Annotated in this window: 28 protein-coding genes; 12 read left to right on the forward strand and 16 right to left on the reverse strand. The window is 38.2% G+C overall.

The window, feature by feature from the left end; all coding sequences use genetic code 11:
• Window positions 1–82: 82 nt before the first annotated feature.
• The 6 genes from ABMQ40_RS15220 to ABMQ40_RS15245 all read right to left on the reverse strand — a co-directional run bounded on the left by ABMQ40_RS15220 (window position 83) and on the right by ABMQ40_RS15245 (window position 3,824).
• Complete coding sequence (locus ABMQ40_RS15220; protein ID WP_370901096.1) at window positions 83–571, reverse strand: VOC family protein; 489 nt, start codon at window positions 569–571, stop codon at window positions 83–85.
• 22 nt (window positions 572–593) lie between these two features.
• Window positions 594–1,106 carry a PPC domain-containing DNA-binding protein gene (locus tag ABMQ40_RS15225; RefSeq protein ID WP_370901099.1) on the reverse strand — a complete coding sequence of 171 codons (513 nt, stop codon included), beginning with the start codon at window positions 1,104–1,106 and terminating at the stop codon, window positions 594–596.
• 59 nt (window positions 1,107–1,165) lie between these two features.
• On the reverse strand, window positions 1,166–2,149 hold the full coding sequence (locus tag ABMQ40_RS15230) for an aldo/keto reductase (RefSeq protein WP_370901101.1): 984 nt from the start codon (window positions 2,147–2,149) through the stop codon (window positions 1,166–1,168).
• A gap of 21 nt (window positions 2,150–2,170) precedes the next feature.
• Window positions 2,171–2,845, reverse strand: coding sequence for a type 1 glutamine amidotransferase domain-containing protein (locus ABMQ40_RS15235; protein ID WP_370901103.1), 675 nt, complete (start codon window positions 2,843–2,845; stop codon window positions 2,171–2,173).
• A gap of 71 nt (window positions 2,846–2,916) precedes the next feature.
• Window positions 2,917–3,210 (reverse strand): putative quinol monooxygenase, encoded by a 294-nt coding sequence (locus tag ABMQ40_RS15240; protein ID WP_370901105.1) that lies wholly within the window; start codon window positions 3,208–3,210, stop codon window positions 2,917–2,919.
• Window positions 3,207–3,824, reverse strand: a complete 618-nt coding sequence (locus ABMQ40_RS15245; RefSeq protein ID WP_370901107.1) for an NAD(P)H-dependent oxidoreductase — start codon at window positions 3,822–3,824, stop codon at window positions 3,207–3,209. The genes ABMQ40_RS15240 and ABMQ40_RS15245 overlap by 4 nt, the downstream gene beginning before the upstream one ends.
• A gap of 234 nt (window positions 3,825–4,058) precedes the next feature.
• Here ABMQ40_RS15245 and ABMQ40_RS15250 point away from each other — a divergent pair, with 234 nt between their 5' ends.
• Complete coding sequence (locus ABMQ40_RS15250) at window positions 4,059–4,979, forward strand: LysR family transcriptional regulator (protein ID WP_370901109.1); 921 nt, start codon at window positions 4,059–4,061, stop codon at window positions 4,977–4,979.
• Here the strand turns inward: ABMQ40_RS15250 and ABMQ40_RS15255 are convergent.
• Window positions 4,932–5,477: a GNAT family N-acetyltransferase gene (locus ABMQ40_RS15255; protein WP_370901111.1), complete on the reverse strand. Its 546-nt coding sequence runs from the start codon at window positions 5,475–5,477 to the stop codon at window positions 4,932–4,934. The two genes, ABMQ40_RS15250 and ABMQ40_RS15255, sit on opposite strands and share 48 nt — an antisense overlap.
• Window positions 5,377–5,826 (reverse strand): GNAT family N-acetyltransferase, encoded by a 450-nt coding sequence (locus ABMQ40_RS15260; protein ID WP_370901113.1) that lies wholly within the window; start codon window positions 5,824–5,826, stop codon window positions 5,377–5,379. Before ABMQ40_RS15260 ends, ABMQ40_RS15255 begins: the two co-directional genes overlap by 101 nt.
• Before the next feature lie 186 nt (window positions 5,827–6,012).
• On the opposite strand from ABMQ40_RS15260, the gene ABMQ40_RS15265 reads away from it, so the two are divergent.
• Window positions 6,013–6,888 (forward strand): aldo/keto reductase, encoded by an 876-nt coding sequence (locus tag ABMQ40_RS15265; protein ID WP_370901115.1) that lies wholly within the window; start codon window positions 6,013–6,015, stop codon window positions 6,886–6,888.
• Window positions 6,889–6,956: 68 nt separating this feature from the next.
• Window positions 6,957–8,018, forward strand: a complete 1,062-nt coding sequence (locus ABMQ40_RS15270; RefSeq protein ID WP_370901117.1) for an NAD(P)H-dependent flavin oxidoreductase — start codon at window positions 6,957–6,959, stop codon at window positions 8,016–8,018.
• Window positions 8,019–8,072: 54 nt separating this feature from the next.
• On the opposite strand, the gene ABMQ40_RS15275 is transcribed toward ABMQ40_RS15270, so the two are convergent.
• The 8 genes from ABMQ40_RS15275 to ABMQ40_RS15310 all read right to left on the reverse strand — a co-directional run bounded on the left by ABMQ40_RS15275 (window position 8,073) and on the right by ABMQ40_RS15310 (window position 15,046).
• Entirely contained in the window at window positions 8,073–9,410 is a 1,338-nt protein-coding gene (locus ABMQ40_RS15275) for a UDP-N-acetylmuramate--L-alanine ligase (RefSeq protein WP_370901119.1), read from the reverse strand.
• Between the two features lie 6 nt (window positions 9,411–9,416).
• Window positions 9,417–9,854 (reverse strand): hypothetical protein, encoded by a 438-nt coding sequence (locus ABMQ40_RS15280; protein ID WP_370901121.1) that lies wholly within the window; start codon window positions 9,852–9,854, stop codon window positions 9,417–9,419.
• Window positions 9,855–9,865: 11 nt separating this feature from the next.
• On the reverse strand, window positions 9,866–10,672 hold the full coding sequence (locus ABMQ40_RS15285; RefSeq protein ID WP_370901123.1) for a lysophospholipid acyltransferase family protein: 807 nt from the start codon (window positions 10,670–10,672) through the stop codon (window positions 9,866–9,868).
• Window positions 10,673–10,699: 27 nt separating this feature from the next.
• Entirely contained in the window at window positions 10,700–11,329 is a 630-nt protein-coding gene (locus ABMQ40_RS15290; protein ID WP_370901125.1) for an NUDIX hydrolase, read from the reverse strand.
• Between the two features lie 96 nt (window positions 11,330–11,425).
• Window positions 11,426–11,899 (reverse strand): OsmC family protein, encoded by a 474-nt coding sequence (locus tag ABMQ40_RS15295; protein ID WP_370901150.1) that lies wholly within the window; start codon window positions 11,897–11,899, stop codon window positions 11,426–11,428.
• A 121-nt stretch (window positions 11,900–12,020) separates the two neighbouring features.
• Window positions 12,021–13,580, reverse strand: a complete 1,560-nt coding sequence (locus ABMQ40_RS15300; RefSeq protein WP_370901127.1) for an Rne/Rng family ribonuclease — start codon at window positions 13,578–13,580, stop codon at window positions 12,021–12,023.
• A 364-nt stretch (window positions 13,581–13,944) separates the two neighbouring features.
• The gene (locus tag ABMQ40_RS15305; RefSeq protein WP_002984212.1) at window positions 13,945–14,235 is read right to left on the reverse strand and encodes an HU family DNA-binding protein; all 291 of its coding nucleotides are present in this window, start codon (window positions 14,233–14,235) and stop codon (window positions 13,945–13,947) included.
• Window positions 14,236–14,374: 139 nt separating this feature from the next.
• Window positions 14,375–15,046 carry a LuxR C-terminal-related transcriptional regulator gene (locus ABMQ40_RS15310; protein WP_370901131.1) on the reverse strand — a complete coding sequence of 224 codons (672 nt, stop codon included), beginning with the start codon at window positions 15,044–15,046 and terminating at the stop codon, window positions 14,375–14,377.
• A 177-nt stretch (window positions 15,047–15,223) separates the two neighbouring features.
• Between ABMQ40_RS15310 and tssO (ABMQ40_RS15315) the strand changes: the two genes are divergently transcribed.
• The 9 genes from tssO (ABMQ40_RS15315) (at window position 15,224) to ABMQ40_RS15355 (ending at window position 26,616) form a co-directional block, all read left to right on the forward strand.
• Complete coding sequence (tssO, locus tag ABMQ40_RS15315) at window positions 15,224–15,760, forward strand: type VI secretion system TssO (RefSeq protein WP_370901133.1); 537 nt, start codon at window positions 15,224–15,226, stop codon at window positions 15,758–15,760.
• Window positions 15,761–15,770: 10 nt separating this feature from the next.
• Window positions 15,771–16,301 carry a type VI secretion system TssO gene (gene tssO, locus ABMQ40_RS15320; protein WP_370901135.1) on the forward strand — a complete coding sequence of 177 codons (531 nt, stop codon included), beginning with the start codon at window positions 15,771–15,773 and terminating at the stop codon, window positions 16,299–16,301.
• Window positions 16,302–16,346: 45 nt separating this feature from the next.
• Complete coding sequence (locus ABMQ40_RS15325) at window positions 16,347–17,255, forward strand: PKD domain-containing protein (protein WP_370901137.1); 909 nt, start codon at window positions 16,347–16,349, stop codon at window positions 17,253–17,255.
• Window positions 17,256–17,304: 49 nt separating this feature from the next.
• Entirely contained in the window at window positions 17,305–19,704 is a 2,400-nt protein-coding gene (gene tssR / locus ABMQ40_RS15330) for a type VI secretion system protein TssR domain-containing protein (RefSeq protein WP_370901139.1), read from the forward strand.
• Window positions 19,705–19,799: 95 nt separating this feature from the next.
• Window positions 19,800–20,300 carry a DUF4280 domain-containing protein gene (locus ABMQ40_RS15335; RefSeq protein WP_370901141.1) on the forward strand — a complete coding sequence of 167 codons (501 nt, stop codon included), beginning with the start codon at window positions 19,800–19,802 and terminating at the stop codon, window positions 20,298–20,300.
• Between the two features lie 17 nt (window positions 20,301–20,317).
• Entirely contained in the window at window positions 20,318–23,350 is a 3,033-nt protein-coding gene (locus ABMQ40_RS15340) for a glycoside hydrolase family 19 protein (RefSeq protein ID WP_370901143.1), read from the forward strand.
• Complete coding sequence (locus tag ABMQ40_RS15345; protein WP_370901145.1) at window positions 23,350–24,270, forward strand: hypothetical protein; 921 nt, start codon at window positions 23,350–23,352, stop codon at window positions 24,268–24,270. Before ABMQ40_RS15340 ends, ABMQ40_RS15345 begins: the two co-directional genes overlap by 1 nt.
• A gap of 177 nt (window positions 24,271–24,447) precedes the next feature.
• Window positions 24,448–25,368, forward strand: a complete 921-nt coding sequence (locus ABMQ40_RS15350; RefSeq protein WP_370901147.1) for a hypothetical protein — start codon at window positions 24,448–24,450, stop codon at window positions 25,366–25,368.
• Between the two features lie 357 nt (window positions 25,369–25,725).
• A complete protein-coding gene (locus ABMQ40_RS15355) occupies window positions 25,726–26,616 on the forward strand; it encodes a hypothetical protein (protein WP_370901148.1) in 891 nt (296 codons plus the stop codon).
• Window positions 26,617–26,867: the final 251 nt, after the last annotated feature.

Consider the following 26,867-nt stretch of genomic DNA (forward strand, 5'->3'; position numbering starts at 1 on the left):
TCTCAAGTTTTTAATAAAAAAGTCGGAAGAAAAAATCTTCCGACCACGACTACTCAAAAGGCAGTCTCTTTTCTTGTTGATGCTAAGCATTCTTTCTTTTAAACGGGCCCTGGGGTGCAATGATCTCCAGGTTGATGCCATCCGGATCCCGGAAATAGGCAACTGCAGTTCCAAATCCGGATTTGAGGCCGTCTTCCTCCTGAAAAACAATAGGCTCGCCTTCAGGCTCCACACCTATTTCCTTCAGTCTTTGAATGGCATCATCCATATTGTCAACTTCAAAGCAGAGATGCATAGCGCTGATCTGATTGTTTTTATAAGATGCCTGCTCAGATTCGGGAAGAACATATTCCAGAATGTCAATATTGAGGTTCTCCAGGTGGAGGTTGGCATATTTGATTTTAGTATCGTTCAGTCCCTGAGTCTTAGCCATTCTTGGCCCGCCGATTTCATCGATATTGGAAACCCTGGTTCCTGTTAAAGCTTCATAAAAAGCAATTGATTTTTCCAGATTTTTAACGGTGATTCCCACATGGTTGGCCCGTGAGAAACCCTTTAGAATATTTTCCATTGTTAATATTATTTTGATTTGGTTATTGTTGCCGGCAATCCAATTGTAGTACATTGGCATTTAAAGGCTGTTCGATCTCCCGTTCAAGCTTTTTCCCGTTCACGGTTACATAAATTTCCATAGATCCCGTTCCCACATGCAAAGACAGAATATGCCCGCCATAGGCATCGAACTTGTCATCAGTGGCCACCCCGTGAAGATGAATGGAGGGGCCGTTCTCATTCCAGGCTATAGAGCCCGTTAAACTTCCCATCTCTACCTTATTGAAGGTTTTTGGATTGAACTTTTTAGTATTGAAATCATAAAATCCGAAAGTCACTTCCTGGGCAAAGCCGATCCCGGTAAAATTCGCTGAAGGAATATTCTCAGCTTTTGCAAGGCCTTCAATTTGGGCAATCACATCATCGCCCTGCCGCAGCACCATCAGAAACCCCGCCGGTGTTTTTGTATAACGGCAGATGTTTTTCTGCTGTGCTGAAAAGGGATTCACCAACAGGGTAAAGATGAGGATACTTATGGTTTTCACTGCATTCATATTAATGATCTTTTAAATCAGGAATGAAATTTTTGCATCAAACAGCCAAAAGCCATAAATTAAATTTCCGCCAGTGCCGAATCGATAAAATCCAGCTCTTCCCGGGTCAGATCGAAAGACATGGCCTTAGCATTGTCAATCGCCTGAGTGGCGTTTCTGGCTCCTGCAAGAACAACGGTAATCCCGGGCTGTAAAGTGGTCCAGCGCAGCACCAGCTGAGAAAGGCTTACCGCTTTTTCCTTTGCTACAGGCTCTATTTTTTCAAGGAATGATTTTACTTTATTCAGGTCAAATTGTGAAAAATAACCGTTCCTGTGGTCATTATCCTTTAATTGGTTATCCCCGAAATACTTTCCGGTCAGCAGACCTCGTTCCATAGGACTGTAAACAATGATCCCGGAGTTGTTTTCCAAAGAATAAGGCACCAGATCCTTTTCAATCGCACGGTTCAGCATACTGTAAGACACCTGGTTACTTGCCGGTTTCATGGTTTTGCCGGCCTCTTCCATTTGCCCGACACTGTAATTGCTCACACCGGCTGCACGGATCTTTCCCTGGCCGATCAGCTGTTCCATTGCTTCCATTGTTTCGGCTATTGGCGTGGTGCTGTCCGGCCAATGGAGCTGCAGAAGATCAATGTAGTCTGTCCCCAGCCTTTTCAGGCTTTGCTCAACTTCCTTTATTACGTTTTCTTTTGAAGCATACTTATAGACGGGGATTGCTTTACCATTGTCTTCAGCATCGAAGAAAAATTCACCTTTCCCATTGTTACTTCCATCCCAGACCAGCCCGAATTTGGTTAGTAACTGGATTTTTGAACGGTCTTTACCCTTAATGGCTTCGCCGATCATTTCCTCACTCAGCCCGAAACCGTAAAAAGGAGCCGTATCAATAGACGTTACACCATTGTCCAAAGAAGCATGAACAGAGCTGATAGAATCCTTTTTTTCATTCCCTCCCCACATATTTCCACCGATAGCGAATGCTCCGTATGTGATCACTGAAAGCTCCAGGTCTGTGTTTCCTAATTTTCTGTATTCCATTTCTTCGTATTAAATTTTGATCTATTTTCTTAATTCCTTTAGAATAGCCTCACCAACACCTTTTGCGGACTGAGGATTTTGCCCTGTAATCACTCTTTGATCTGTCACCACATAGGGCTGCCATAGCCCTGACTTCTCAAATCTGGCCCCTCTTTCTTTTAATTTGTCCTCAAGAAGGAAAGGAACGATATCTGTTAATTTTACCTCTGCTTCTTCTTCATTGGTAAAAGCATTGATCTTTTTACCGTCGACCAGATATTTACCGTTACCAAGTTTAATGTTGACAAGGCCGGCCGGCCCGTGGCAAACTGCTGCCACAATACCCCCTTTTTCATAAATTTTAGCGGCAATGCCGGCCAATTCCGCATTATCTGCCAAATCCCACATTGCACCATGTCCTCCGGCATAAAATATGACAGAATAATCATCAGGGTTTACCTGGGACGGCTGCAAAGAATGATCAATTTTGTTTTTATACTCTTTGTTTTCCCAAAATTCCTTATTTACCGGATCCTTCAGATCAAAACCATCTACCGGCGGAGTACCGCCTTTCGGGCTTACGAAATCAATTTCATATCCTGCCTTGTGAAGCACTTCCCAGGGATGCGAAACCTCTCCCAGATAATATCCTGTATTTTCTCCGGTATTTCCTTTTTTATCGTGACTGGTCACGACAAATAAAATTTTATTTTTCATATCAGATTTTTTATGTTGTGCATGAATGAAGCTTATAGTGAAAAAGATGATGAATAAAAGGGCTGTTTTTTTCATAAATCAATGATTTTGGTTGTAAATATCTGTGGTTTTTCCTGTAATTTTTCGTCAGCCAAGGCACCGAATGCCCTGATGTATGGCTGCTGGTTATGTAAAGCCAGCCCTTCTTCACTTTTCCAGATCTCATAGAAGATAAAGAGATTACTGTCGTCAATTCCCTGATGCAGGTTGTACAATTCACATGCTTCTTCTTTTCTGGTCTCTTTTACCATATTCTGAAGCATATCCAGAACTTCGGCACGGTGTTCTTCTCTGGCTTTTATAAGGGCTGTAAGATAAATTTTCATGAGGCCAGTTGCGGTTTTAGTTCTTTTTCGAAAATATTTTTAAGATGCTCCCTGTAAAGCTTCATATCACGCTCTACATTGGCATTTTTCTCCACATCGTGGAAGTGAAAGCTTTCCAGCTTTTCCAGTGAGACAAAAGCGTTCATTCTGTGGAATCCAAATAATGGTCCGTTATCCACACCGGTTTCATTGAAAAACTCTCCGGGAAGGGTAAAAGCGGTTGCCGGGGCATTCCAGCTTGTGGTCACCATATATTTTCTTCCTCCAAGCATTCCTCCTGTTCCGTAATTGATCTGTGGGTTATCTGCAGTTCTCCCGTCACTCATATAGATGCCCTTCGCATGTCCTGCGGTGAATACCTCATCAATATATTTTTTCAGGCCGTTCGGCAGCTGAAACCACCAGATGGGGGTATGGTAGATGATATAATCTGCCCAGACGAATTTACGTACCTCTTCATCCTTGTCATAACCTTCGTCAACATTTGTGATCTTTACTTCTACATTTCCTAATTCTTTCAGAACTTCCAGGGTATTTTCTGTAACCGTCTGGTTGTATTTTCCTCCGGAATGCCCGAAATTTTGTCCTCCGTTAATTATTAATACTTTTTTCATTGTTTTGATGATCTTTAAAATTATGGTGCAAAGTTAGTCTGGGATTTCGTATAATAAAAATAATATAAATTATAGTTTGTTATTATAATTATGATAGAAAGTTATGAGTTATGAGTGTGGAAGATTAAAGAGATGAATAGCCCGAAGTGAGGCTAAAATTATTGCAATCTGTAATATTATTATTAATCTGATTATTTTTGTAATTTTGTATCAGAATATTTATAATTAATAATTATGGTTAATCTGGAATGGTACAGAACCTTTAAGGCTATTTATAAAACCGGGACGCTCACAGGGGCTGCCGATGCCTTATTCATTTCTCAGCCTGGCGTAAGCCTCCATCTGAGCTCACTGGAAGCCTATGTTGGATATAAATTGTTTGACAGGACCGGACGGAAAATGATACCGACGGAGAGAGGGAAAGTTTTGTTCAATGCTATTGCAGAGCCATTGTCCAAGCTGGAGGATGTGGAAAAGAATTTTCAGAAGTCTACTGAAAAACATACCCCTACGATAAGTGTGGGCATGTGTTTTGAGACTTTCCAGACCACTCTGGAGCAGTACGTCTCCACTCTGCCGTTTAATCTGATCATCAGTTTCGGGGAGTACCCTGAAATGCTTGACCAGCTGGATAAGGGGATTCTGGATCTGATCATAACTCCTAAAAAAGGAGTTTCACCCAATATCGAGCATGAAGCATTTTCTTCTGAGCAGATCATTCTGGTAGGCGGTAAAGATGTAGATACGGAAAGCTTCAATGCCATTGTGGAGTCTAAAGGGCCGGAATATGTGGAAGATTGGCTGAAGCAGGAAAAATGGTATGGAACAACAGGAGATATGGAGCATCTTTTCCAGTTCTGGATACTGAATTTCGGACATAAGCCGAACTTCCGCCCCAATTATATTGTTCCCAATCTAAATTCTATCATCCGCTGCCTGAAAGGTGGAGCCGGTCTTGCGGTTGTTCCGGATTTTCTGTGTAAAAATGAAATCGAGAACGGGGAAATCAAACTGATCTGGCAAGGTGATAAAAAGCTTGAAAATACCCTGTATTTCGGATGCAGAAAGAAAACCAGCTACCATACGGAGATCGAGCATATCAAAGGACTATTCAGAAAGGTCATGGGAAAGGATAACCATGTCGTACATCTGTAAACCATTCTCATAAATAGGGAAGGGGTAGTTTTCTATGAAAAAGTTTTTGATGACTCCTTTTTCCGTGAAGCCGTTCTTTTTATAAAATCTTATTTGCTGAAGACCCGTATCTGAAGTTCCTACGAGCAGGGACGTGTACCGGTTTTGTTTTGCAATTTCCTTGGCCTTTTCAATTAAAAAGCTTCCTATTCCCTGACTGCGGTAGCCTTCGGCAACAGCTATATTTTTGATTTCAATTTCTGCATTGTTGTTTTTGTGAAGTGCCAATACGGCAATATCCCTGATTCCGTTATTTAAAATATAAATATCGCATCCGGAGATGTATCGGTCTATAGCTTCTTTAGTTTCATCGGCCAGCAGGAGAAGCTCATATGGAATTTCTGCGTCAGCAGGGATTTTATTGAAGGTATAATGCTCCACCGGTAAGCTCATATGGATGATCGGGTAATCTTTTCCTGAAGCGTCTTTTTCCGATCTTTCTGAAACCCATTTTTTCATAAAATCCTATTGCCTGCAGGTTTTGTTCATTAACATCCACTCTGGTGAGCTTTGTTTTCTCCTTTATAAACTGGTAAAGCTTTCTGCCATAACCCTGGCCACGGACTTCACTATGAATGAAAAGCATTTCCAGACAGCCTTCGGCAACAGAAGCAAAGCCTTTAGCCTCTCCATTTTCGATGATCAGATAAACTTCCAGGGCCGGAAGGTAATCCCGTGGAATAATTTCTTTAAAGTATCTGAAATCTTCTTCGGCAAGAAAATCATGGGTAGCTTTTACTGCTGATTCCCAGATTTCTATAATCCTGGGATGATCTTCCGGTTGTGCTAATCTGAACTGGTGTGACATGATGGGTAATTTTGACTGCAAAAATAAAGATTTGGAATGAGAAGACCGGAAAATGACTGGAAGCTGATGTAGCTGTTGATCTCCTGAGAAGAGTATCGTAAGAAGAATTGAAATTTATAAGGCCATATCAATACAGGAAATTTCAATTTTTTGTTGCAAATTTGTTTATACTAAAATAACAGGAATATGGAAAACAAAACCTATACAGGACAACCTGTGGTAACATTGAATAACGGAGTTGATATTCCGGCGCTTGGGTTTGGAGTCTGGCAGATGGATGACCTGAAAGAATGTGAAAATGCCGTAATCAAAGCGATCGATACAGGGTACAGGATGATCGATACGGCCTCTATTTACCTTAATGAAACGGCAGTGGGAAAAGCTGTAAGAAACAGCGGGGTAAGCAGGGATGAGCTGTTTATCACTTCAAAACTCTGGGTTCAGGATCACGGATACGAAAAGGCTAAACCTGCATTTCAAAGAACATTGGACAGGTTACAGATGGATTATCTGGATATGTACCTGCTGCACTGGCCTTTCGGGGATTTTACGGGTGCCTGGAAGGCGTTGGAGGAATTGTACCGTGAAGGAAGGATCAGGGCAATAGGAGTATGTAATTTTACCATTGAAAAAATGGAGGAACTGAAAGCCAATTCAACGGTTATTCCTGTCATCAACCAGATCGAACTGCATCCGCTTTTTCAGCAGAAAGAGCTGCAGGTTTATAACCGGGAGAATAATATTGTGACCGAACCGTGGAGCCCGCTTGGAAATGGAAATGCCGGGCTTTTGAATAATGAAGATTTACAGACTATTGCCGGAAAATACAACAAAACTGTGGCCCAGGTAATTTTAAGATGGCATTTACAGGAAGGCTTTGTAGTAATCCCGAAATCTGTAACCCCATCCAGAATTGAAGAGAATTTTAATGTTTTTGATTTTGAATTGTCAGAAGATGAAATGGATGCGATCCGCGCATTGGATACCGGAAAAAGACTGTTTTTTGATCCGAAGGACCCTGAGTGGGAAAGAAAAATGCTAAATTCTGTGGCGGACATCTGAAAAGCTGTATAAAAAATAGAGGAAGCAATGTTTATTGCTTCTTTTTTGTATATTTTTATAAAAAAAATATGTTCTGGCCAAACACTATTACTAAAAAATTTAATGTAAAATACCCTGTGATCCAGGCTCCCATGTTTGGGGTAAGCACTCCGGAAATGGCTGCAGCAGCGGCTCGGGCAGGCTGTCTGGGATCATTGGCTTTAGCTGATCTTCCGGCGGATGCTTCTGCCAAACTAATCAGGGAAACGAGGAAGCTAACGGATAAACCATTTGCAGTAAATATTTTCACCCATCATATTCCTGAAGTTAACGGGGACTTAAAAGAGAAATTCACCCGCACGAAACATTTCATCGAACAATTGGCCGCAGAAAACGGTATTGATGTGGTTCTTCCTGATCTTGAGGATATCAAAGTGAACGGTTATCATGAGCAGATCGATATGATTCTGGATGAGAATTGTAAAATTTTAAGCTTTACTTTCGGCAATCTGGATGATAGCAGCATTCAAAAGCTTAAAGGAAACGGTGTCATCCTTGTGGGAACATGTACATCTGTAGAGGAAGCTCTGGCGCTCGAAAAATCAGGTATTGATGTTATTTGCGTGCAGGGGATTGAAGCGGGAGGTCACCGGGGAACTTTTGATGCGGAAAATATACCGCAGATCGGGGGATTGTCTTTATTATCCAGGGTTTATGACCATGTAAAAGTTCCATTGATCTATGCAGGAGGGATTTACAATGCCAAAACTTTACAGGCTTCAAGGGATCTGGGCGCGCAGGGATTTCAGGTTGGAAGCATTTTACTGGCTTCACAGGAAAGTGCCCTGCAGGCATTTGAAAAGGAAAGGCTCAGGAATGTGAATGAAAGAGACATCGTTCTGACCCGAAGCTTTTCGGGACGCTATGCAAGGGGGATTAAAAATAAATATACAGAGGTATTGGAAAGGTCAGAGTATATTTTGCCGTACCCCTATCAGAATAAGCTTACGAATGAGCTCCGGAAAGCCTCAAAAAAGCTAGGTAATACGGATTTTGTAAGCATCTGGGCAGGGCAGTCTATCCACCGTTACAGTGAGCTTTCTTCAGAAGAGATACTGAAAGGCCTTATAGACGAATCTGAAAAGATTTAGCCGTCGTTTTATAAAAATATTTATCAGCTCCTTCCGGCCGGAAGGAGCTGTATATTATTTCGTCAGATCCAGGTTGCCGAAATTGCCCGAACTCATCATCAGATACACTCCTTTGGTTTTATCGAGCGTATTCCAGTAAGCATGGAGTTCTTCTGCATTGGTAAATACTTTTAAACGATCATTTTTAAATTTTTCTTTGATCAGTTCCGGAGAAATAGGCTCCATCCTTTTTATTTTCAGGGCATCTTCGGAGTAGAATACCACTGCTTCATCAAGGCCGTCCATGGCATGATCATATTGCTCGAGGAAAATGGGGTTCAGGCTTGAATAGGTATGGAGTTCCAGAAAACCGTATTTTTTCTCATTTTTAAACTGCTCTCCGAAAGCTTTTACAGTTGCTTTAACTTTGCTTGGTGCATGGGCGAAGTCTTTGTAAAGGATACCGCCATCTTCCCTGTCTACTTTTTCAAGACGTTTTGAAGCTCCTTTAAAGCTCATAATGGCTTCATAGAAATCCTCATCCATGATCCCCAATTGCCGGCAGATATGTCTTGCCCCTTCCATATTCAACAGATTATGGGCTCCGAAAACAGAAAGCGGGATGTCTCCCATTTCCGTCTTCAGGTATACTTTTCCGCTGGTGATCTCATAGTCAGGGGTTTTATAAGGGATCTTCCTAAAATAATTTTCCGCGTCTTCCACTACTTTTACCACTTCGGGATCTTCTTCATTATACACGAGGACCCCACCGGGAGTAATGCTGGCAACGAATTTTCTGAACTGCTCCACATAGTCGTCAAAGGTCTTGAAAACATTGATGTGGTCCCAGGCAATTCCACTCAACAGGGCAATATTGGGCTGGTACAATAAGAATTTGGAACGGAGATCAATGGGAGAGGAGAGATATTCATCCCCTTCAAGCACCATGAAGTCGTTCTCCTGAGTGAGTTTCACCATGCAGTCAAAGCCTTCAAGCTGTGCCCCTACCATAAAATCCACATCTTTATGATGAAAGTTCAGTACATGAAGGATCATGGATGTGATGGTCGTTTTGCCATGAGAGCCTGCGATCACCACCCTGGTTTTATCTTTCGACTGCTCGTAAAGAAATTCCGGGTAGGAATATATTTTTAAGCCCAGTTCTTTTGCTTTTGCCAGTTCGGGATTGTCCTGATGGGCATGCATCCCGAGAATTACGGCATCCAGGTCTGGAGTGATTTTTTCAGGGAACCACCCCATCTCTCCGGGTAAAATTCCCTTGTTTTCAAGCCTTGATTTTGAGGGTTCGAAAATAGCATCATCGGAGCCTGTTACCTGATATCCTTTGTCCTTTAACGCAATTGCAAGATTATGCATGGCACTCCCGCCAATAGCAATAAAATGGGTCTTCAATTTTATTTACTGTTTTTTAACATTGTTATTAATGATCTCCTGGAAGGCATTCATTATGTTGTTCCAGTTGGTTTTATAATTTGGCATCACCAGGCTGGCATCGGTCTTGCTGCCTTCATTAGGCCCTTTTTTAATGTTGATAGAAGTGGTGATATTATCATAGAGCTTCTTATGATCTTCCTGTATCCTTCTAAAATTATTCTGTGAAAGGGTATTGTCCAGTTTTTTTAAATCTTCGTCAGAAATTTTAAAATTCTGTTTATATTTCTTTCCCTGGCCCTCAAAAGAGTAATATGCATTGTTGCCTTTAATCAGTAAATTCTCATAAACCGGGGCGTAGCCGCCACTTCTGGAAAAGCTTATGTCAAAATCTGAATATACTTTCTGGCTGTTGCATGAAACCAATACTATGAGAGCGAATAAGATTCCTATTATTCTTTTCATATCAATCTACTTTAATTATCTGAATCTTTTTGTCCTAATTTTTTAGCTTTAAGTTCTTCATCATAATTGTGTAGTACGTTGAAATCTTCCGTCTGTTCAATAGCAGTCATGATTTTTAGAAGGATTTCCTGGGCATTCTCTTTTTCATAATCTATATCAAGAGGTGCTTTAAACTCCATGGTAGGTTTTACGCCTGTTACCTTTACACGGAGTCCTTTTTTGTCAAATGCCCTTCTGAATCCGTTGATTTTGATGGGGATCACGATAGGGCGCTGGTTTTTGACCAATTTTGCCGTTCCTCTTCTTCCCTGTGCGAAAGCGGCGGTGGTACCCTGAGGGAAAGTTGCCACCCAGCCGTTGTCCAGGGCTTTCATGATATTATCTACCTCGCTCATATCCACCATCCTGTTGACATTTTTACCTTCAGCCCGCCAGGTTCTTTTCACCGTTACGGCCCCTGCAATTTTGAATATCTTGGGAAGAATACCCTTGTTCATGGTTTCTTCAGCCGCAACGTAGTAAAAATCTATCTTGGGGTTAAGCAGATAGATAGGGTTTTTTATAGTGTTTAAATATCCGTTGTTTACAGCGCAGAATGCATGGTACATTGCAGCTACGTCTGCAAAATATGTCTGATGGTTTGATACGAACAACACATTGGAATCCGGCAGATCCACAAGGTGTTCGGTACCGGTGATTTTCAGTTTATTAAAGCCATTGAACCTTCTGTACGATACCAATCCTAAAATAAAAATCACTAACCTTTTTAAAAAATAAGGTGTCCCGAACGCATCGGTGAAAATATTTTTCTTCGCCATCTCTCAATTAAACACGATAGTGCAAAGTTACATTTTTTTCAGCAACTGGCTGAATTCGCTCAATATCATTGCCGTAGCTCCCCAGATAATGTAGCCGTTAAAATTGATTACGGGAACTTCATTTCCCCCGGCGCTGGGTAAAGCCATAAGTTCCGGGTTATCAGGAAGGCTTAAAAAAGAAGTGATCGGAAATTCTATTGTCTCTACCGCTTCGCTTTGCTGTAAAACGAAAACAGGGTTTTTCCTGGTGTATGAGATATAGGGATATACGTAAAAATTGCTCGGAGGGATATAGATAGGAGACATCTGCCTGATCACCCGTACATAATGCTTGTCAATACCTATTTCTTCAGAGGTCTCACGGATTGCCGTTTCGGCAAAATCCTGGTCCATTTCCTCCCGTTTCCCACCAGGCAAAGAAATCTGCCCGCTATGTCTGTCATGCTGGTTTACCGTTCTTTGGATCAGAGGGAAATACCATTCATTGTTTTTAATATAAAGGACAATATTTACGGCGGCAAATTTTGGATTCTTCGCCAGGATTTCATCATAGGTGAAGACAGGACGGTAGGGAGGTGAAAAGACACCATGGGCGTTTTCCCCCGGTAATTCCACACTTTTTATTTTCCTTAACAGATCTTTTCCAAAACTTTCCATAGCGTAAATTTAACAATATATACTGAAGAAAGAAAGACTATTAACATTAATTAACCAGGTATCCTGTTCTGGAAGGAGGGCCTGAATCAAGCCAGGCTACACTGTTTTCAAAGACACTGTGGTGATATATTTTACAGGAAAATTGACAGAGTTGGCAATAAAACAAAATTCATGGGCCTTATGATGAAGCTCTCTGGCTTTTTCTACCATTGATTCTCCGGCTACAGTTACGGTTGGGTTCAAGACAACCTCTGTGAAACGGCCACTTCCGTTGTCTGTTTCCTCCATAACTCCTACTGCGTTATCTGTATAATCGGTCACAATAATTCCTTCTTCAGAGCAGAAATGAAGATACCAGAGCATGTGGCAGGAGGAAAGGGACGCTAAAAGCATTTCCTCAGGATTGTATTTGGTTTTGTCACCACGGAATGCAGGGTCGGAAGAGCCTTCGATCACGGGTTTATTTTGTACGGAGATCGTATGGCTTCTTTCGTAGTCCCGGTAGCTGCTGGTGCCTGTACCTTTATTACCGGTCCATTGTATGGTAGCTTTGTAATGGTGTTCCTTCATTCTGGTTTTATCCATATCTAAAAATATTTTTGATCTTATTTGCCTGAAGCAGGGATTTGTAAAGAGTTATGGCTAAAGGTAATAAAAAACCTCCGTAAATACGGAGGCCTATATTTTTTGTTTAATTGGAATATCCTATCAACTCTTCTTTTTTTGAATTATAGACTCTATATTCCAGATATTTAAAGGAATCTCTCGGGATAATGGTCACCCACTTCTTGTATTTCATAAACCATTTCATCTGTATACTTTTGATCCCTTTGGTAAGATAGGCTTCCACAAATGGATGTACATGCAGATAAATTTTTCCTTTTTCTTTTTGCAGAATGGTTCTGAGGGTTTCGCCCATTCTTTCCACGATCACGATCGGAGCAACGATTTCTCCGTCTTTATTAGGGTTTTCTTCTTTGGTTTCGATCTGTTTTTCCGGACGGTTTCTTTGTCTGGTGATCTGTATAAGACCGAATTTACTTGGAGGTAAAATCTTGTGACGGGCTTTGTCACGTTTCATTTCCTCTTTCAGATGTTCGTACAATTCTTTTCTGTGATCAGGGTTGGTCATATCGATAAAATCAATAACGATAATCCCTCCCATATCACGGAGGCGGAGCTGTCTTGCAATCTCTGTGGCCGCCATTTTATTGACCCTCAGGGCATGCTCTTTATTAACGGCTGTTCCGGTTGTGATATTATTCCCGGAGTTTACATCGATCACGTGTAGTGCTTCTGTGTGCTCAATGACAAGATACGCGCCTTTAGAGCTTGGAATGTTGACATGTTTTCCGAAGCTCTGCTTAAGCTGTTTTTCTACATTATAGTATTCCAGAAGGGGAATATGGGAATCGTAAAACTGGACGATATTCTTCCTTTCCGGGGCAATAACTTCCAGGTAATTTTTCATTTCATTCACCATCTGCTCGTCATCACAGATAATGCTTACAAAATCCTGGTTGAAATTATCCCTTAATATGGCTGAAGCTTTATCTTCTTCATTTAAAACCTTGGACGGAACCTTATTCTTCTGAATATTTTTAAAGGTACTTTCCCATTTCTGGATCAGCTGATTCATGTCATTATGAAGATCTGCAACCTTCTTTCCTTCGGCCACGGTTCTTATAATAACGCCGAATCCCTCAGGCTTGATACTTTCGATCAGTGTTCTTAATCTTTCTTTTTCCTCGGCGCTTTTGATCTTTTTGGAAATCGAGACTTTATTATCAAAAGGTATCAAAACCAGGAAACGTCCTGTTAAAGAGACCTGAGTGGAAATTCTGGGCCCTTTGGTTGAAATGGGCTCTTTGGTGATCTGGAGCAGTACAAGGTCATCTTTAGCGATAATTTTGTCTACAGTTCCGTTTTTATCGATCTCGGGTTGTATTTCGAAATTTTTCAGGCTTGAAGAATTTTGTTTCCTGGAAATCGTATCTCTCAGAAACTTTCGATAGGTAAGATATTGTGGCCCTAAATCCTGATAATGCAAGAAAGCATCTTTATTGTATCCGATATTTACGAATGCGGCATTAAGGTTTGGAGCCAGCTTTTTTACTCTTCCTATAAACAAATCTCCAACTATAAAATCGCTTTTGTCTTCTTGCTCATGAAGTTCACATAGTCTTCCATCCTCCAGCAGCGCAATCTTTGTAAGATCATCTTCATGCGAAACTATTAGTTCTTTCTTCATTTTTGTTATAAGATAAATTGTTAAGATTACAGGAAATAGGCATGGTTTTTTCTCAATTAATAAGTTTTAAATATAGGAATTAAATTAAAACGAATGAGTTTTTTGTAGAAGCAACCGGGGTCCTTATATTTCTGCGGAATCTTATAGTTGCAAAACAAAAATATAGTCGGTGAACCTTTAAAAATTAAAACCACCAACTATATTATTATATTGTAAATCTCAAGAAAAGAGATTATTTTTTCTTATGTCTGTTTGCTCTCCTTCTTTTCTTTCTTTTGTGAGTTGCAACCTTGTGTCTTTTTCTTTTCTTTCCGCTTGGCATAATTTTAATTTTTTAGTAACTAGTTAATATTCAGTTAATGTCTTATTTTACTGCAACTTTGGTTTTTACTTTCTCCACAAAAGATTTTGAAGGCTTGAAAGCAGGAATGTTATGAGCAGGAATCTCGATTGCAGTGTTCTTAGAAATATTTCTTCCTGTCTTAGCAGCTCTCGTTTTAATAATAAAAGAACCGAAACCTCTTAGATAAACGTTATCCCCATTATACATAGAAGTTCTGATCTCCTGCATAAAAGCTTCTACAACTTTCTGTGTTTCATTCTTTTCTGTTCCCAACTTATTTGAGATGGTGTTTACCAATTCTGCCTTTGTCATTTCCTTTTTTAATTTTAAATTTTAGGTGTGCAAATTTAGTTAAAAAAATTGAATACTAACAAATTAGTGGCAAAATATTTTTCGGTAAAGGGTTGAAATCTTACTGTTTACTATATATTACAATTATGTTATGGTAGCTTTACATGCTGGAATTGTAGTATCCGTTTTCCACACAGAAACGGATAAGATGAAGTTTTGTTTTTAAGCCGAGCTTTTCAGTAAGCCTGTTGATGTATGTATCAATGGTTCTGGTGCTCAGGTTCAGCTTTTCAGCGATTTCCTTATTGCTGAAACCTTCATAACAGAATTTCATGAGCTGTATTTCCGTAGGTGAAAGCTCTTCCTGGCTCTTTTTTTGCCTTTCCATATATTCCTGAACGGCAAGGGGCTGTTGTTCCCATTCTTTGGAATAGGCATCGTAGTCAAAGCTGTCTGAAGCGATCTTCCCTTTAACAATTTCTTTGATAATATTGCTTTTTTTCTCGCAATAGTAAGTATTGGGAATTTTCGAAAGAATTTCGGCCATATCTTCCTGGTATGTCCCCGAATAGGTGATGATAGGGGTTTCAGTATTGCTTTTTCTGATATATTTTATGGCTTCAATCCCGCTCAATACCGGCATGAAAAGCTCTATCAGGAATACATCCTCCTGTCTTCTGTAATTTCTGCTGATGAGCTCATGGCCATTATTGCAGTCATTAAGAAGCATGTAGAACGGGTTTTCCATAAGCGTCTTGATCATTATCTTTTTAAAATAAAAATCACTGTCGGCAATGGAAAATCGCACAGTATTGGTTAACAGCTTACTCACTTTAGTATCGATTTGGCGAATGATAATAAAATTCTGAGGCCTAATTTATGAAAAACTTACGAAAGTGAAAATTAAACTTAAATTAATCGGTGAGAGGATATTATTTCACCACAAAAAGCAGATATTGTGCATAAATTTTTTTTTTTATATTTTCACAAGCCCAAACAAATCACAATTATGTCTTCGAACAGGGAGAAAAAATTAAACAAATCAGACGTCAGGATAGGCATTTGGAAGTTTATTCTGTCTTTTGTCGTTTTATCTATTGTTTCATTCAGTAGTGTATTTTTCTTTTTCAAGAGTTATGATACCCAGAGAGAAGGAATCAAAAAACAGGCTGATGATTACCGGGAGCTTCTTACCCGCAGCGATCTGCTGAGGATCCACGTCGATAGTATTTTGTACAGAATGAACCAGCTTGACATTAAGAAGGTGGACAATGATATCTTTTTACGGAATTATATTATGGATAACGTAAGGGATGCCAAAAATATCATGGGGAAAGACAGTGTAGACAATTTTAAGCATTATGCCATTCTGATGAAACAGATCGGGCCGATGCTGGCTCTAAAGGACCAGATCGTAAAAGTTTCCTATAAGGAACAGACCGCTCTGAGAGACCTTAGCGAGTGCCGGGGCAAAGTAGGGATTGTGAATAATGAATTGAAAGTGGATCCTACAAGGAAATTTACAGGTAACAGAAGGAGAAGATAAATAAAAAGCTATGCAGGGACAAATCACATTATCTAAAAAAGAAAAACATTATCAGTTCTTTTATTTGCTGCTGATGCTTTTGGCAGCACTTATATTTTTAGGAGTAATCTTCCTTAAAGGATATGAGTCACCATTTTCCGATGAAGATATCATTTCCATAAAAAACCTTGAGGAGAAGTCGAGGTTTGATCAGCAGCAGAAATATTCCTATAAAATACTGGACAGTACTTTCTCTATGATCAATAAGCTGACGGACGAATCCCTTCAGCCTTTTGTTGAAGATAATATAATGTACGGGATCAACGATGTGGCCAATTATTTTGAAAACGGGAATAACAACATTACAGATATCAGAAAAGACGCTTATCCGCAGATTGCAAAGTTTTACAAAATGTATTTTACGGATAAAAAAGTTATTTCAAGTAAAACAGAAAATATAAAAAACTTTGAAAAACAATTTGAGGAGTGCTCCATAGGCTTTAAGGAAAAGAAGAACCAGCTTTTTCAGCGGGAAAACGCATATAAGGCGAGAACCCAATAATACATTAAGGAAAAAATTATAAAAACACATCACACAATCTTAATTATGAATTACTTTGAAAAGAACAAGAAGAACATTATTATCGGGGTTATCGCAACTCTGCTTATAGCCGCTTTGGTTGCGCTCTGGCTGCAGAAAAAGGTCATACATTCTGCTGATGATATTGTAGGGGTGGTATATCCATCTTCGGTGGCTGTGGGAGATACTCTTTTATACGAGGATAAAACACAGTTTGCAAAAACCAAAAGATGGAATTTTGGGGACGGAACAACCTCGGATAAAAGCAGTGGATTCCATTTTTATAATAAGCCGGGATATTATCAGGTGACTTTGATCATTGATAATAAATATACCAAATCTTTCCAGGTAATGGTTTCAGCAAGAAGAACCCCGAAACCGAAAGATACGGTAGCCGTGAAGGCAACGATAGATGCCCCTTCCCAGGCCATGCAGTTTGAAAATGTACAGTTTCGTGCGATATCTGAGGCCAAACAGTTTACATGGAAATTCGGTGAAACAGGGAATATAGACTCTAAGGACAAATTGGCCATCTATTCCTATAAAAAACCGGGAGATTATGTGGTTACATTATATACGGACGAAAGCATCGAGCCTGTTTTACACCATATCAAAGTCCTTCCTGCTTATGATGCATTAGAAGAAGAGGTGAGTGTGGAGGATGCCTATGCCAAGATCGATAATGATTTTAAATATCATTTACAGCAGATTGCCAACGGGAACAATTTCAATACACATTATAATTATTTACTGAGAACATACCTTTGTAATAATGAAAATACCATTGTAAAGGTGAATGACAGTAAAGTAAATAATTTCTATATGTACTGTGCAGGTCTCCAGTTTGATAAGAACAACGTCATTCAGACAGTAAAGGTAAACTTTGATGATGCGCAGAACTGTGTAACTAAAGTTGATATACACCAAAGCAAATAATAAAGAATCCGGCTTCTCCGGATGCACCAATCATAAAAAGATAAATAGGATGAAAAGTAAATTTCCTCTAGCAGCATATTATATAGGAGTTTCAGTAATATTAACGGGCTGTCAGGTAAAACTGCCGTCAAAGAGAACTCCCGAGCCTTCGCAATACGGACATATTGATAATTCACCGGTTATCAATGGATTTTCTAAAAAATCAGTGCCGTGGATTGCTATTTCAGACCGGTCCAGAAATACGGCCTACCTTGACAAAAACGATGAAAAATCATATAAGGAAGTAAAATTCCTGGAGCCTCTGATGGTTTTAAAAAGTAAAGACGGAATGGTAAAAGTAGCGGAGTATATTCCTGATGCTTTGATGAAAAAAGTTTCGTCGAAATCAATTAAAACCTATGGATGGATTCCTGAATCCGATCTTCTTCTCTGGAATAATTCCTTAAAGAGCGAAAAAACAGGATTTCCGGTAAGGGTAGCCGTTGTACCAAGTAACAGTGAAGTGATTAGAAATTCGGAAAGGTATTATAAAAATGACTCGATTATGGTATTCAACTCTCCGAGTCTGATCGAGCAGGCCAATGTGAAAATTCCGAACGGACAGATTGTTTATGTGTATAAGCAGGCCGAAAATAATAAAAGATTCCTGGTAGGGAAAAATCCGACCATTGATCTGGACAGCATCAGTACAGGCTTATACGGCTGGGTAAGTTCAAATGTGATCTCTCCGTGGGGAGAACGTTCCGCTGTAAAAATGAAAAATACAACAGGCGTTACTGAAACCACCCTGGGTATTCATGAAGGTTCGCCGGGTGGAAGCAATACAGAAAACAGGACCGCTATCCTGCTCACGGATGTCAATAAAAGAACACCTCTTGAAAACATTTATCCTGTAAGCTTATCATTAAATGAAACACCCACCCCTAATTCGAAGACGAAGTACTTTACCAATATTTTAGATTATAGTAAAAATTACGTTTTCAACGTATTGGGAGAGCCGATTTATTTTGACCGGTACAGGGAAATTACCGAGAAAAATAAAAGGATCAATATTGTTTTTGCATTAGATATCAGTGCTCCCAATGCCCCTTATTCTCCCATCGTAAAATCTTTACTTCAGGATTTGCAGCTTAGGTTTGAAAAGCCGTCATACTTTAATACCGTAAAATATGGTGTTGTTTTATATAAGAACAATCCCTGCGGAGATAATGTTGCAGTATCAAATCTAAGCACGGATTATAGCAAGATCACCACCTTTATTGATCAGAAAACCAATGAGATGAGCTGCCCTAGTAATAGCGGTTATCAGCCTGTAAGTGAAGGTCTGATGGCAGCAGGGAATCTTCTTTCAGGAGTGCCTGATGAAACCAACATTATCGTTACGGTGGGTACCTCCGCCAGCCAGAGCGGAAACATGTATGGTGTGATCAATTCTCTTACCCAGGCGCAGGCAAGGCTGATCATGTTCCAGACCAGTGCGAGATCAGCAGATACCTACAACGATTTTGTCCTCCTTGCGGAAAATGTGGTTACCAATACCGCTAAAAATATCGCAGAGCTCAAAAAACAAAAGATCATTAACCAGAATGATGTCCTGACCAAAAATAATTTTAACCTGGTGGAAGGTGATGAAGGGTTCTTCTCTTTGGATTACCCGAAACAAAGCATGTCTCAGGGCTTTGTGATTTTCCCTAAAAAAGGGGATATTGCAACTCCCGGATACCTTAAAAAATCTGTTGACAGCTTGATCGCTCAGGTGACCTTAGACAATGAAACACTGGATAAATCCCTGAATGATTACTTCCATTCCTCAGTAGGTGCAGGAAGAACGGATGTGGATTTAAAGTATAAATACCTATATCCCGGCCTTACCAATCCGGTTCCGGCAGGTATCGCAGCCCAGCTGATCAATTACGGAAGCCCGTTCCTGGTGAAAGGATACATCCCAAAAGAACTGAAAGATTATAAGCCGGGACTTGAAAAAGGGATCCTGATCTCTGAGGCGGAATACGATAATCTGAAAGCCTTCTACACAGAAGTCTACCAGAAAACAGGTGCCGAAAGAGCAGATTTCAACCAGTCGAGAGCAATCAAGGAATTTGTAAATCTGTTGAAAAAATATAACCCTACGGTGAAGTTTCTTGATAAAAGTGACCTGTACGAACAGCCGATGTCTTATGCTGTAGGAGTGAGTACAGGATTTGATAATTCCGAGGAAGAGCTGATGTCCAAATATAAGTTAAAAGGCTGGAGAAAATCCAAGATTGTAACTAATGAGACGGTAAGAACATACTTCCGCCATTACAAGGACCTGGCAGACCGGATGCTGACCCACAGAAATAATCCTGCCGTAAAGATACAGCAGAACGGGCAAACTTTCTATTGGCTAAATGAATACTTTATGCCTACTATGATGCCTGTGGAAGAACCAGAATACACTAAGCATTAATAAGTTATAGGACTAAAAAGCAGGATTAATTTCTGCTTTTTTTGCTTTTTTTGCTGTAAAATTTTTATCTTTGATGTTACCCAAATCATAAAAATATGTCAGATCAGTCACCTCATGACGGCAAACATTTTGTCGTCCAAAAGGGTAAAGCCCAATGCAATCAGGGTGATCAATTCCCTCAATATAAAGTTACCAGCCATCAGAAACATTATTGGAATGACTCGGATGGAGAACCGGATTATTTAGCGGTAACGGAAGATGACCTTCAGTTTAATCCTTCCGGTCCCAGCTTTGGAAAATGTAAGCTCAGACCATCTTCAGGCGGATATTTGCCGTGTGCCTATGCTCCCGCGGGGAAATGGCAGAAGACCTATGAAAAGGTGAAAATAATGGGTAAAAGCTGTGTTACTGAGGTTTCCGAGCTGCAATGCTCCGTAGGAGGACTAATTACCATCAAGGATCACGGGCAACGTGGTGAAATGAGTAAAAAGAATGTGAAAAATGCAGATTCCAAAACGGTACAGCATATTAATCCACTTGTCAGAATGGATGATTTCAAAGAGACTGTGGAAGAAAGTGAGATCGATGCCTATTAATTCTTAAATCTTGCGTTATGCCAAAACAGGGAGTTTCAAAAATATCGGGAAATCCGGAACCGAAAGTAGGGGAAACCACCACATACACTATTGCAGAGTGGTATCCCGGCACCCCAAAAGAAAAACGAGATCCGGCATTGGTAACGTGGGAGCTATTTAAAAAACGGTCTAACGGTCGTTTTACCACCACGAATATCAGAAAAAAAGGAAGCGGGAGCTTTACGTTCGGCGAAGTTGCCCATAAACATACCTATCGCCTCGAGGCTTATTTATATGAAGCTGAAGGCAAAGATTCTACGACTATAGAAATCAATCCGCAGCCCGCAGAAGTTCCTAAAATTAATAAGGTGGAGCTATTGTATGTGGATGATTCCAAAGGAACGACGTTCAGTTATATGGAAAAGCTGGTAGCCAAAGCCCAGTGTGTGAATCTTACGGGAGAAAAATTACTTTTTACGCTTTGGGAAGATGATACCCAAGGTAAAGGACACAGTACCCAAAATCTTTTTGTAGATAAAAAAGAAGTAGTGGTAGGCAAAAATGGTACGGCAAGTGCGGAATTTTTGCTTACAAAAGCCCTGATGCATAAAGCTGCCAACGGAGAGACTGATTCTAAAGAACTGGAGTTTTATGTGACTGTGGAATATTATAAAAATAAAAGGCATTCCACAAATAATGTGGAGGTTAAAAACCCTTTTTCATTTGAATTGCCTAAAGGTAAACCACAACCGAAGCCACAGCCTAAACCTGCCGCATCCTCTGCTCCGCCAAGAGCACAAGGGTCCCCCGCGGCGCAAAAACCTCGGTCACAAAAAGAGGAAAAAGGAATTATAGACAAGGCCCTGGACTGGTGGAACGAACTCTGGGATTACCAGGAAAGTAAAGGAATAGTAAAGCCTGAGCAAAAGCCTATTCAACAGCCGCCTGGAGGGAAAACCACAACAACAGTACAAGAAAATAAGATGGAAGGCCTTCTGGATGCATATTTTGCTAAAGAGGAATTTATAAAAGAAACTAATGAAGTAGCCGGCCAGCATACTTACACATTTGCAAATAGGAATGTAAAAATAGATAAAGATAAAATTGCAGGAATTATCAAGTCTAAAGTAGATGATAAGGTTAGAAAGGATAGGAAATATGTTAAAATTGATGATATTAAAGCTGCACTTACTCAAGAAACATATGCTAAAGGCGAAACCATTTCATTTAATCTTTATAAGCTTGGCCCTGAGTTCATAAGAATTAACAGTGCCCCTTTGGAACAGGACGTTTATGTTGTTGCCCAAACATTATTGTTAGACGGAAAAGAAGTAAACATCAAAATAAAGGAAAAAGAATCTGTATTGGTGGCAAGGGATACCGATTTACCGGTATTAGAAGCTAAAGAAAATGGGAATGAAATAACAACACTGAAAGCAGTGGTACAAAATAATCTGGCAAAAGTAAAAATAAAACTTCGGCCGAAATCTGATGAAACACTGGCTACTTGGAAAGAAAAGCTCAGTGGTATAAAAGATGGAACTCATACATATATTTTTGGAGGAAACAACAATACGGCTACTGCGGAACAAAATAAAAAAATTGCTGGAATTATTGCGGATAAAGTAAAAGCAGATCTTTCAGCTCAGAAAAAATATGTAAAAGCTGAAGATATTGAAAAAGTATTAACTCAACAAACCTATAAAAAAGGAGATCAGATAACTTTTGATGTTTATAAAAATGTAATCGAATATCTTTGGTTAAAAGCAGAATGTAGAGGGAATATAAAAAAACATGAAGGAGAATTTTTGAAAAAAGAAGGAGCTTATTTCATTGTAGGTAAGAGATGCTTTTGTAACAGGGATATTACTCTTGTAGAATTTGAGGATATTCTTAAACAACTTAGAGAAAGTGAATCTATACCCAATACTTGGTCTATATTTACTGCTGATAATTGTAATCTTGATGACAAGACTAATGAAAGTTTTGTGAAAAAATTGAATGAAATATTTACAAAATATGAAATCAATACCTGTATCAGAAAGATACACTTCTTGGCTCAGATCTATCATGAAACTGATAGATTGCAGACTACCAAAGAATATAACGGAAAAGACAGTTATAAACCATATGTGGGAAGAGGACTGATGCAGTTAACATGGAAAGATAATTATGCAGGATATAAAGCCTATTCCGGAATAGATGTAGTGACTGATTATGAAAAAGTAGCGGAAGAGCTTAATCTTGCTGTTGACAGTGCAGGATGGTTTTGGAAACAGGGGAAGATGCTGAATCCTGGAACAACTTGGACTATATCGAAAACTTCATTCAGTGAATATGATGGTTCTACTGGAAAACAATATCCGAAAGAGGAATTTAGTTACGAAATTGACGGCAAAACCAAAAAATATGGAGCCGTTAATATTAATCTATTAGCAGATGCAGATTATATTGATACAGTGAGCTGGCTTGTAAACGGTGGTGATAATGGAAGAATGGAAAGAAGGAATTATCTAAAAAAAATTAAAAAGATTTTCAAATACCCTGAAGAATGTGCCAATGCTGGAACCGTTTCGACTGGCAACAATAATGTAAACATCCATTTTGAGGGTGATACGGCTTCAGCAGATAATATTTCACAAAGAACGCGTACCATTCTGGAAGAAGTGGGAACAGCTTCTAAAAATTATGATATTTACATTACCAGCACGGCGAGAACACCGGCAGACCAGGCTAGGATTATGTATGATAATATACAAAGAACTGGGGCAGCGGTTCAGAAAAGTATTTATGCTAATCCAGGGGATCAGGTGATAGACGTTTATACAGCAGGAATAAATGCAAAAAAATCCGAACAGGAAATCATTGCAGATATGGAAGCCAAAATTAATGAACTTGGCCCTTCTACTGTATCAAAACATTTGGCAGATCCTAATGTAATGAATACATTTGATGTTTCTATACGCAGATTATCCAATCCTAATGATTTTAAAACCGAAATGCAGAAAAGAACAGAGCTCCACCAATTATTGGATGAAAATGGAGCCTATCATATTGAAATAAGCCAATAATGAAACAACTTAATCAAATCGTATTAGGAGTATTTTTACTCTTTACATTAAATGTTTCCTGTAAGAAGAATATGCAATCAGCCACACTGATCACAAAACAAAAGGAAGCAAAAAAGAATAGCGATACAATAATTACAAAATCCGGGATTTATATGGTATATCCCAATGAAAAAGAAATAGATTCTCTAAAAAAAGCTATTGGGGAAAGTGATTTTTATACTATGGCCGATGATAATAACTATTACATGGCTGAAATTTCATCAAAATTAAAAGGAAAGGTTATTTATGTTAAACAGCCAAATATCAATTTTGAAAAAGAACAATTTTTATTCAGTAAAAAAAACAATGTAAACAGTTGGTTGGTAATAGACTATGAAGAAGGCGGCAAGCCTCAAATTTATTCTTTGGTTGATTACTATATGAAACTTAGTAAAAATTCTAATGTCACGTCTCCAAATGCGAATATAGATTCTTATCTTAAAAATGATGACTTTTTCAGTATATCCTTTGATATTAACGGAGATGGTAAAGACGACAAGGTTTTCAGCAATAAGCCTAATACAGGTGATAGTTTATTGGTTTTCTTTAATGATAACAACGGATATGCACTGAAACTGAAATCTACTAACTTTTCCCAGGATGGCGGGAATCAGATATCTGAAATTAAAAAGAACGGAAATGGATTTTCTGTGGAAACGGATTTCCCCAAAGGCACAAATAAGTACATTTACTTTGTAAGCTATCAGAACAATAATTTTATAGTCAGTAAAGTCATACATGAGGTAGAATCCTGGCAGGATAACAAGGCGCAGATTTGTACTTTTCACCCCGGGGTCAGTCTTCAGAGGTCCAATGATGAAATTTTCAGTGCACTGGTCGACAGTGAAAAAAAAGCTGAATGTGTAAACAAGAGACAGTAATAGGAAAATAAAAGAAAGTAACTGATAAATCATTTTATGTTTGTACAAGCTTACATAACGAAGAGTTTTCAGGATTCGGGCGGTATAAATCTCAGGAAGGCAGTAGATTATCACAGATTTTGCAAAAAATAAATTCCGGAGAAGTATAATAATGTTCTGAATAATTAAAAAATCACAATGAAAAGCTATTCAAAGAAATTATTTTTATTACAATTCTTGTTACTTATTTTCAACGGGTGTAATTATCAATCTCAGAATTTTATAAATACAGAATTTGTTATTGATAAACAGAATGTTGAGGATGGTTTTTATAATTCAAAGAATTTAGATGCTCTTCTGAAAATAAAAGGAGGAAGGTATTTTGAGCCAGATTATACAGGGACCTCATTTGATAATTATTATGTAAGAAACATTGTTAACGATAGATCAGATAAAAAGAATATTCTTCTTTTTTTCGATAAAAAAAATATATTACGAGATACAATACAGATTCCATTTCATCAGGTTTATTCCCTTAATGTGATATTCGGGGATAATAAAAATGGTATTGCTATTGGGATGTTTGACAAAAAGAATAATTATTTTAAAATCAATAAAAGTTTTGCACTGGATAAAGGTTTAAAATTAAGACCTTTGCCTATTGATACCAAAATAATTCATTGCCCAATACCTGTAGATTTACTATCAGAAGAAAATCTAGGCCTAGAAGAATATTTCACTTTTGGAATTCAAAGCCAAGAAGAAAAAAAGACTAGTGACACACAAATTAAAAAGAATTTCTCCCAATGGAAAGGAAGCTATTCTTCCGATTTTAAAATATCAAGGATAGATGGAGATTATAAGGTGCATTATATTATTAATATTCCTAACGATGAAGATGTTTTTATTATAGAAGAAATTAATGGAGAAAAGAATGAAATTAATGATTTATTTATTGAGTTTTCTTCTAATGATAAACTGGTTATAAAATCGAAAAAAGATCAGAAACTGGAATATATCATTAAATATACCGATGAAAAATATTATTTGACGGGGAAAACAATATACCTTTTAAATCCTCCGAACGATAGATATCCGCTTAAAAAGGAAAAATTGTAATTAGCAGTCGGTAAAATGAATCTATAATATAAACATTAAAAACGCAAATTTCACCCTCCATTTTACATTTAAAAATATATAATCGATAGTAATGGAAAAATAACAGAAAGTAATCGATAACGTATAAACTTAACTTTGAGGGAGGGAACAGAGATGCAATGTATTAAGCTTACAGGAATAAGCAAGCATAGGGGTTGAAAAAGGTAAACGTATAAGTGATAAAGTAACAAAGGATAAAGGTAATTTCGAGAATAATAAGATATGCTAAAGGAGGAGAATCTTACTATGCAGGAGACGGATTGAATAAAGCTCACATTACCCCGGAGCAAATTAAAATGTCATTAATAAATTCAAAAAATGAAAATAAATAAAATATACATTATATGCTTGCTGATATTTTTGATAGGATGTAAAAAGAACATATCGGGGAATACAAATAGTGATATAAAAGAGACAATACAAATTCAAAAAAAAGATAGTATTTCATCAAGCTCAAATAAGCTCAATAATTTTACGAAAGAATCTTTTGTTATAAGCTGTGGCTCTGGTTGTGCTATGAGTTATTCGCCTGAAAATATAAGATCAGTTGGCAAATCAGTGAAAGTGAAATTTAAGGTGGATATGTATCTAGATGAAGTACTGACTGATACTTATGAAGAAACATATATGTTTTCATATGATGGTTCAGGAGAAGTAGAAAAAATAAATCTTGAAGGTAAAAATGAAAATATATTACAAACACTTATGCCGGATGCCCAAGAGTCTTTTAGGGAATTCGGAAATAAATTGATGGGTAAAGAAAATGCATTAGTGAAGCCCGAAGAAAATTGTATTAAAGAAAGTGACCTAAAGTTACCTTATAATAATAAGATCGATCTTAAGACAGTTAAATATCAACTACTGCTTTGTAATTCTATTAAAGGGATTGAGAAATTTATTTGCGGTCAGGATAAACTTCGGTATATAACACTTCCCTCAAAAGATAATATTAGTGTCCTTTTAGTCCCTCAAGATTGCGGAGATTTTTCGTACAGATTTTATTTAATAACAATAAAAAATAATATCGTAGCAGATAAATTGTATGTTGAAGGGGAATGGTATGAACCAGATGATGAAGAAAATAAAGAAGTGACTTATTTTTCTATAGACGATAAATATAATATAATTGTTAAAACGCAAATTTCAAACTCCATTACATCTAAAAAATATATCATCGACAGTAATGGAAAAATAAAAGAAAGTAACTGATAAATCATTTTATGTTCGTACAAAACTTATATAACGAAGATTTTGAAAAGTTAATTCAGAGATATCAGAGTAGTTTTACTAAATATAATTTATGAGATCCCGGACAATAAAGGCTTTACAATAAAAACATATTTTCCTGATCGGGGATATTATGAGAAGGAATTCAATATTGTCTCTGAAAAATAATACCTGGATACTGAACTTGCAACTATTTTTGAGACAAAATTTATATACTCTTTATGCTACATTTT

It is taken from the genome of Chryseobacterium gossypii (assembly GCF_041361455.1).
Lineage (GTDB): Bacteria > Bacteroidota > Bacteroidia > Flavobacteriales > Weeksellaceae > Chryseobacterium > Chryseobacterium gossypii.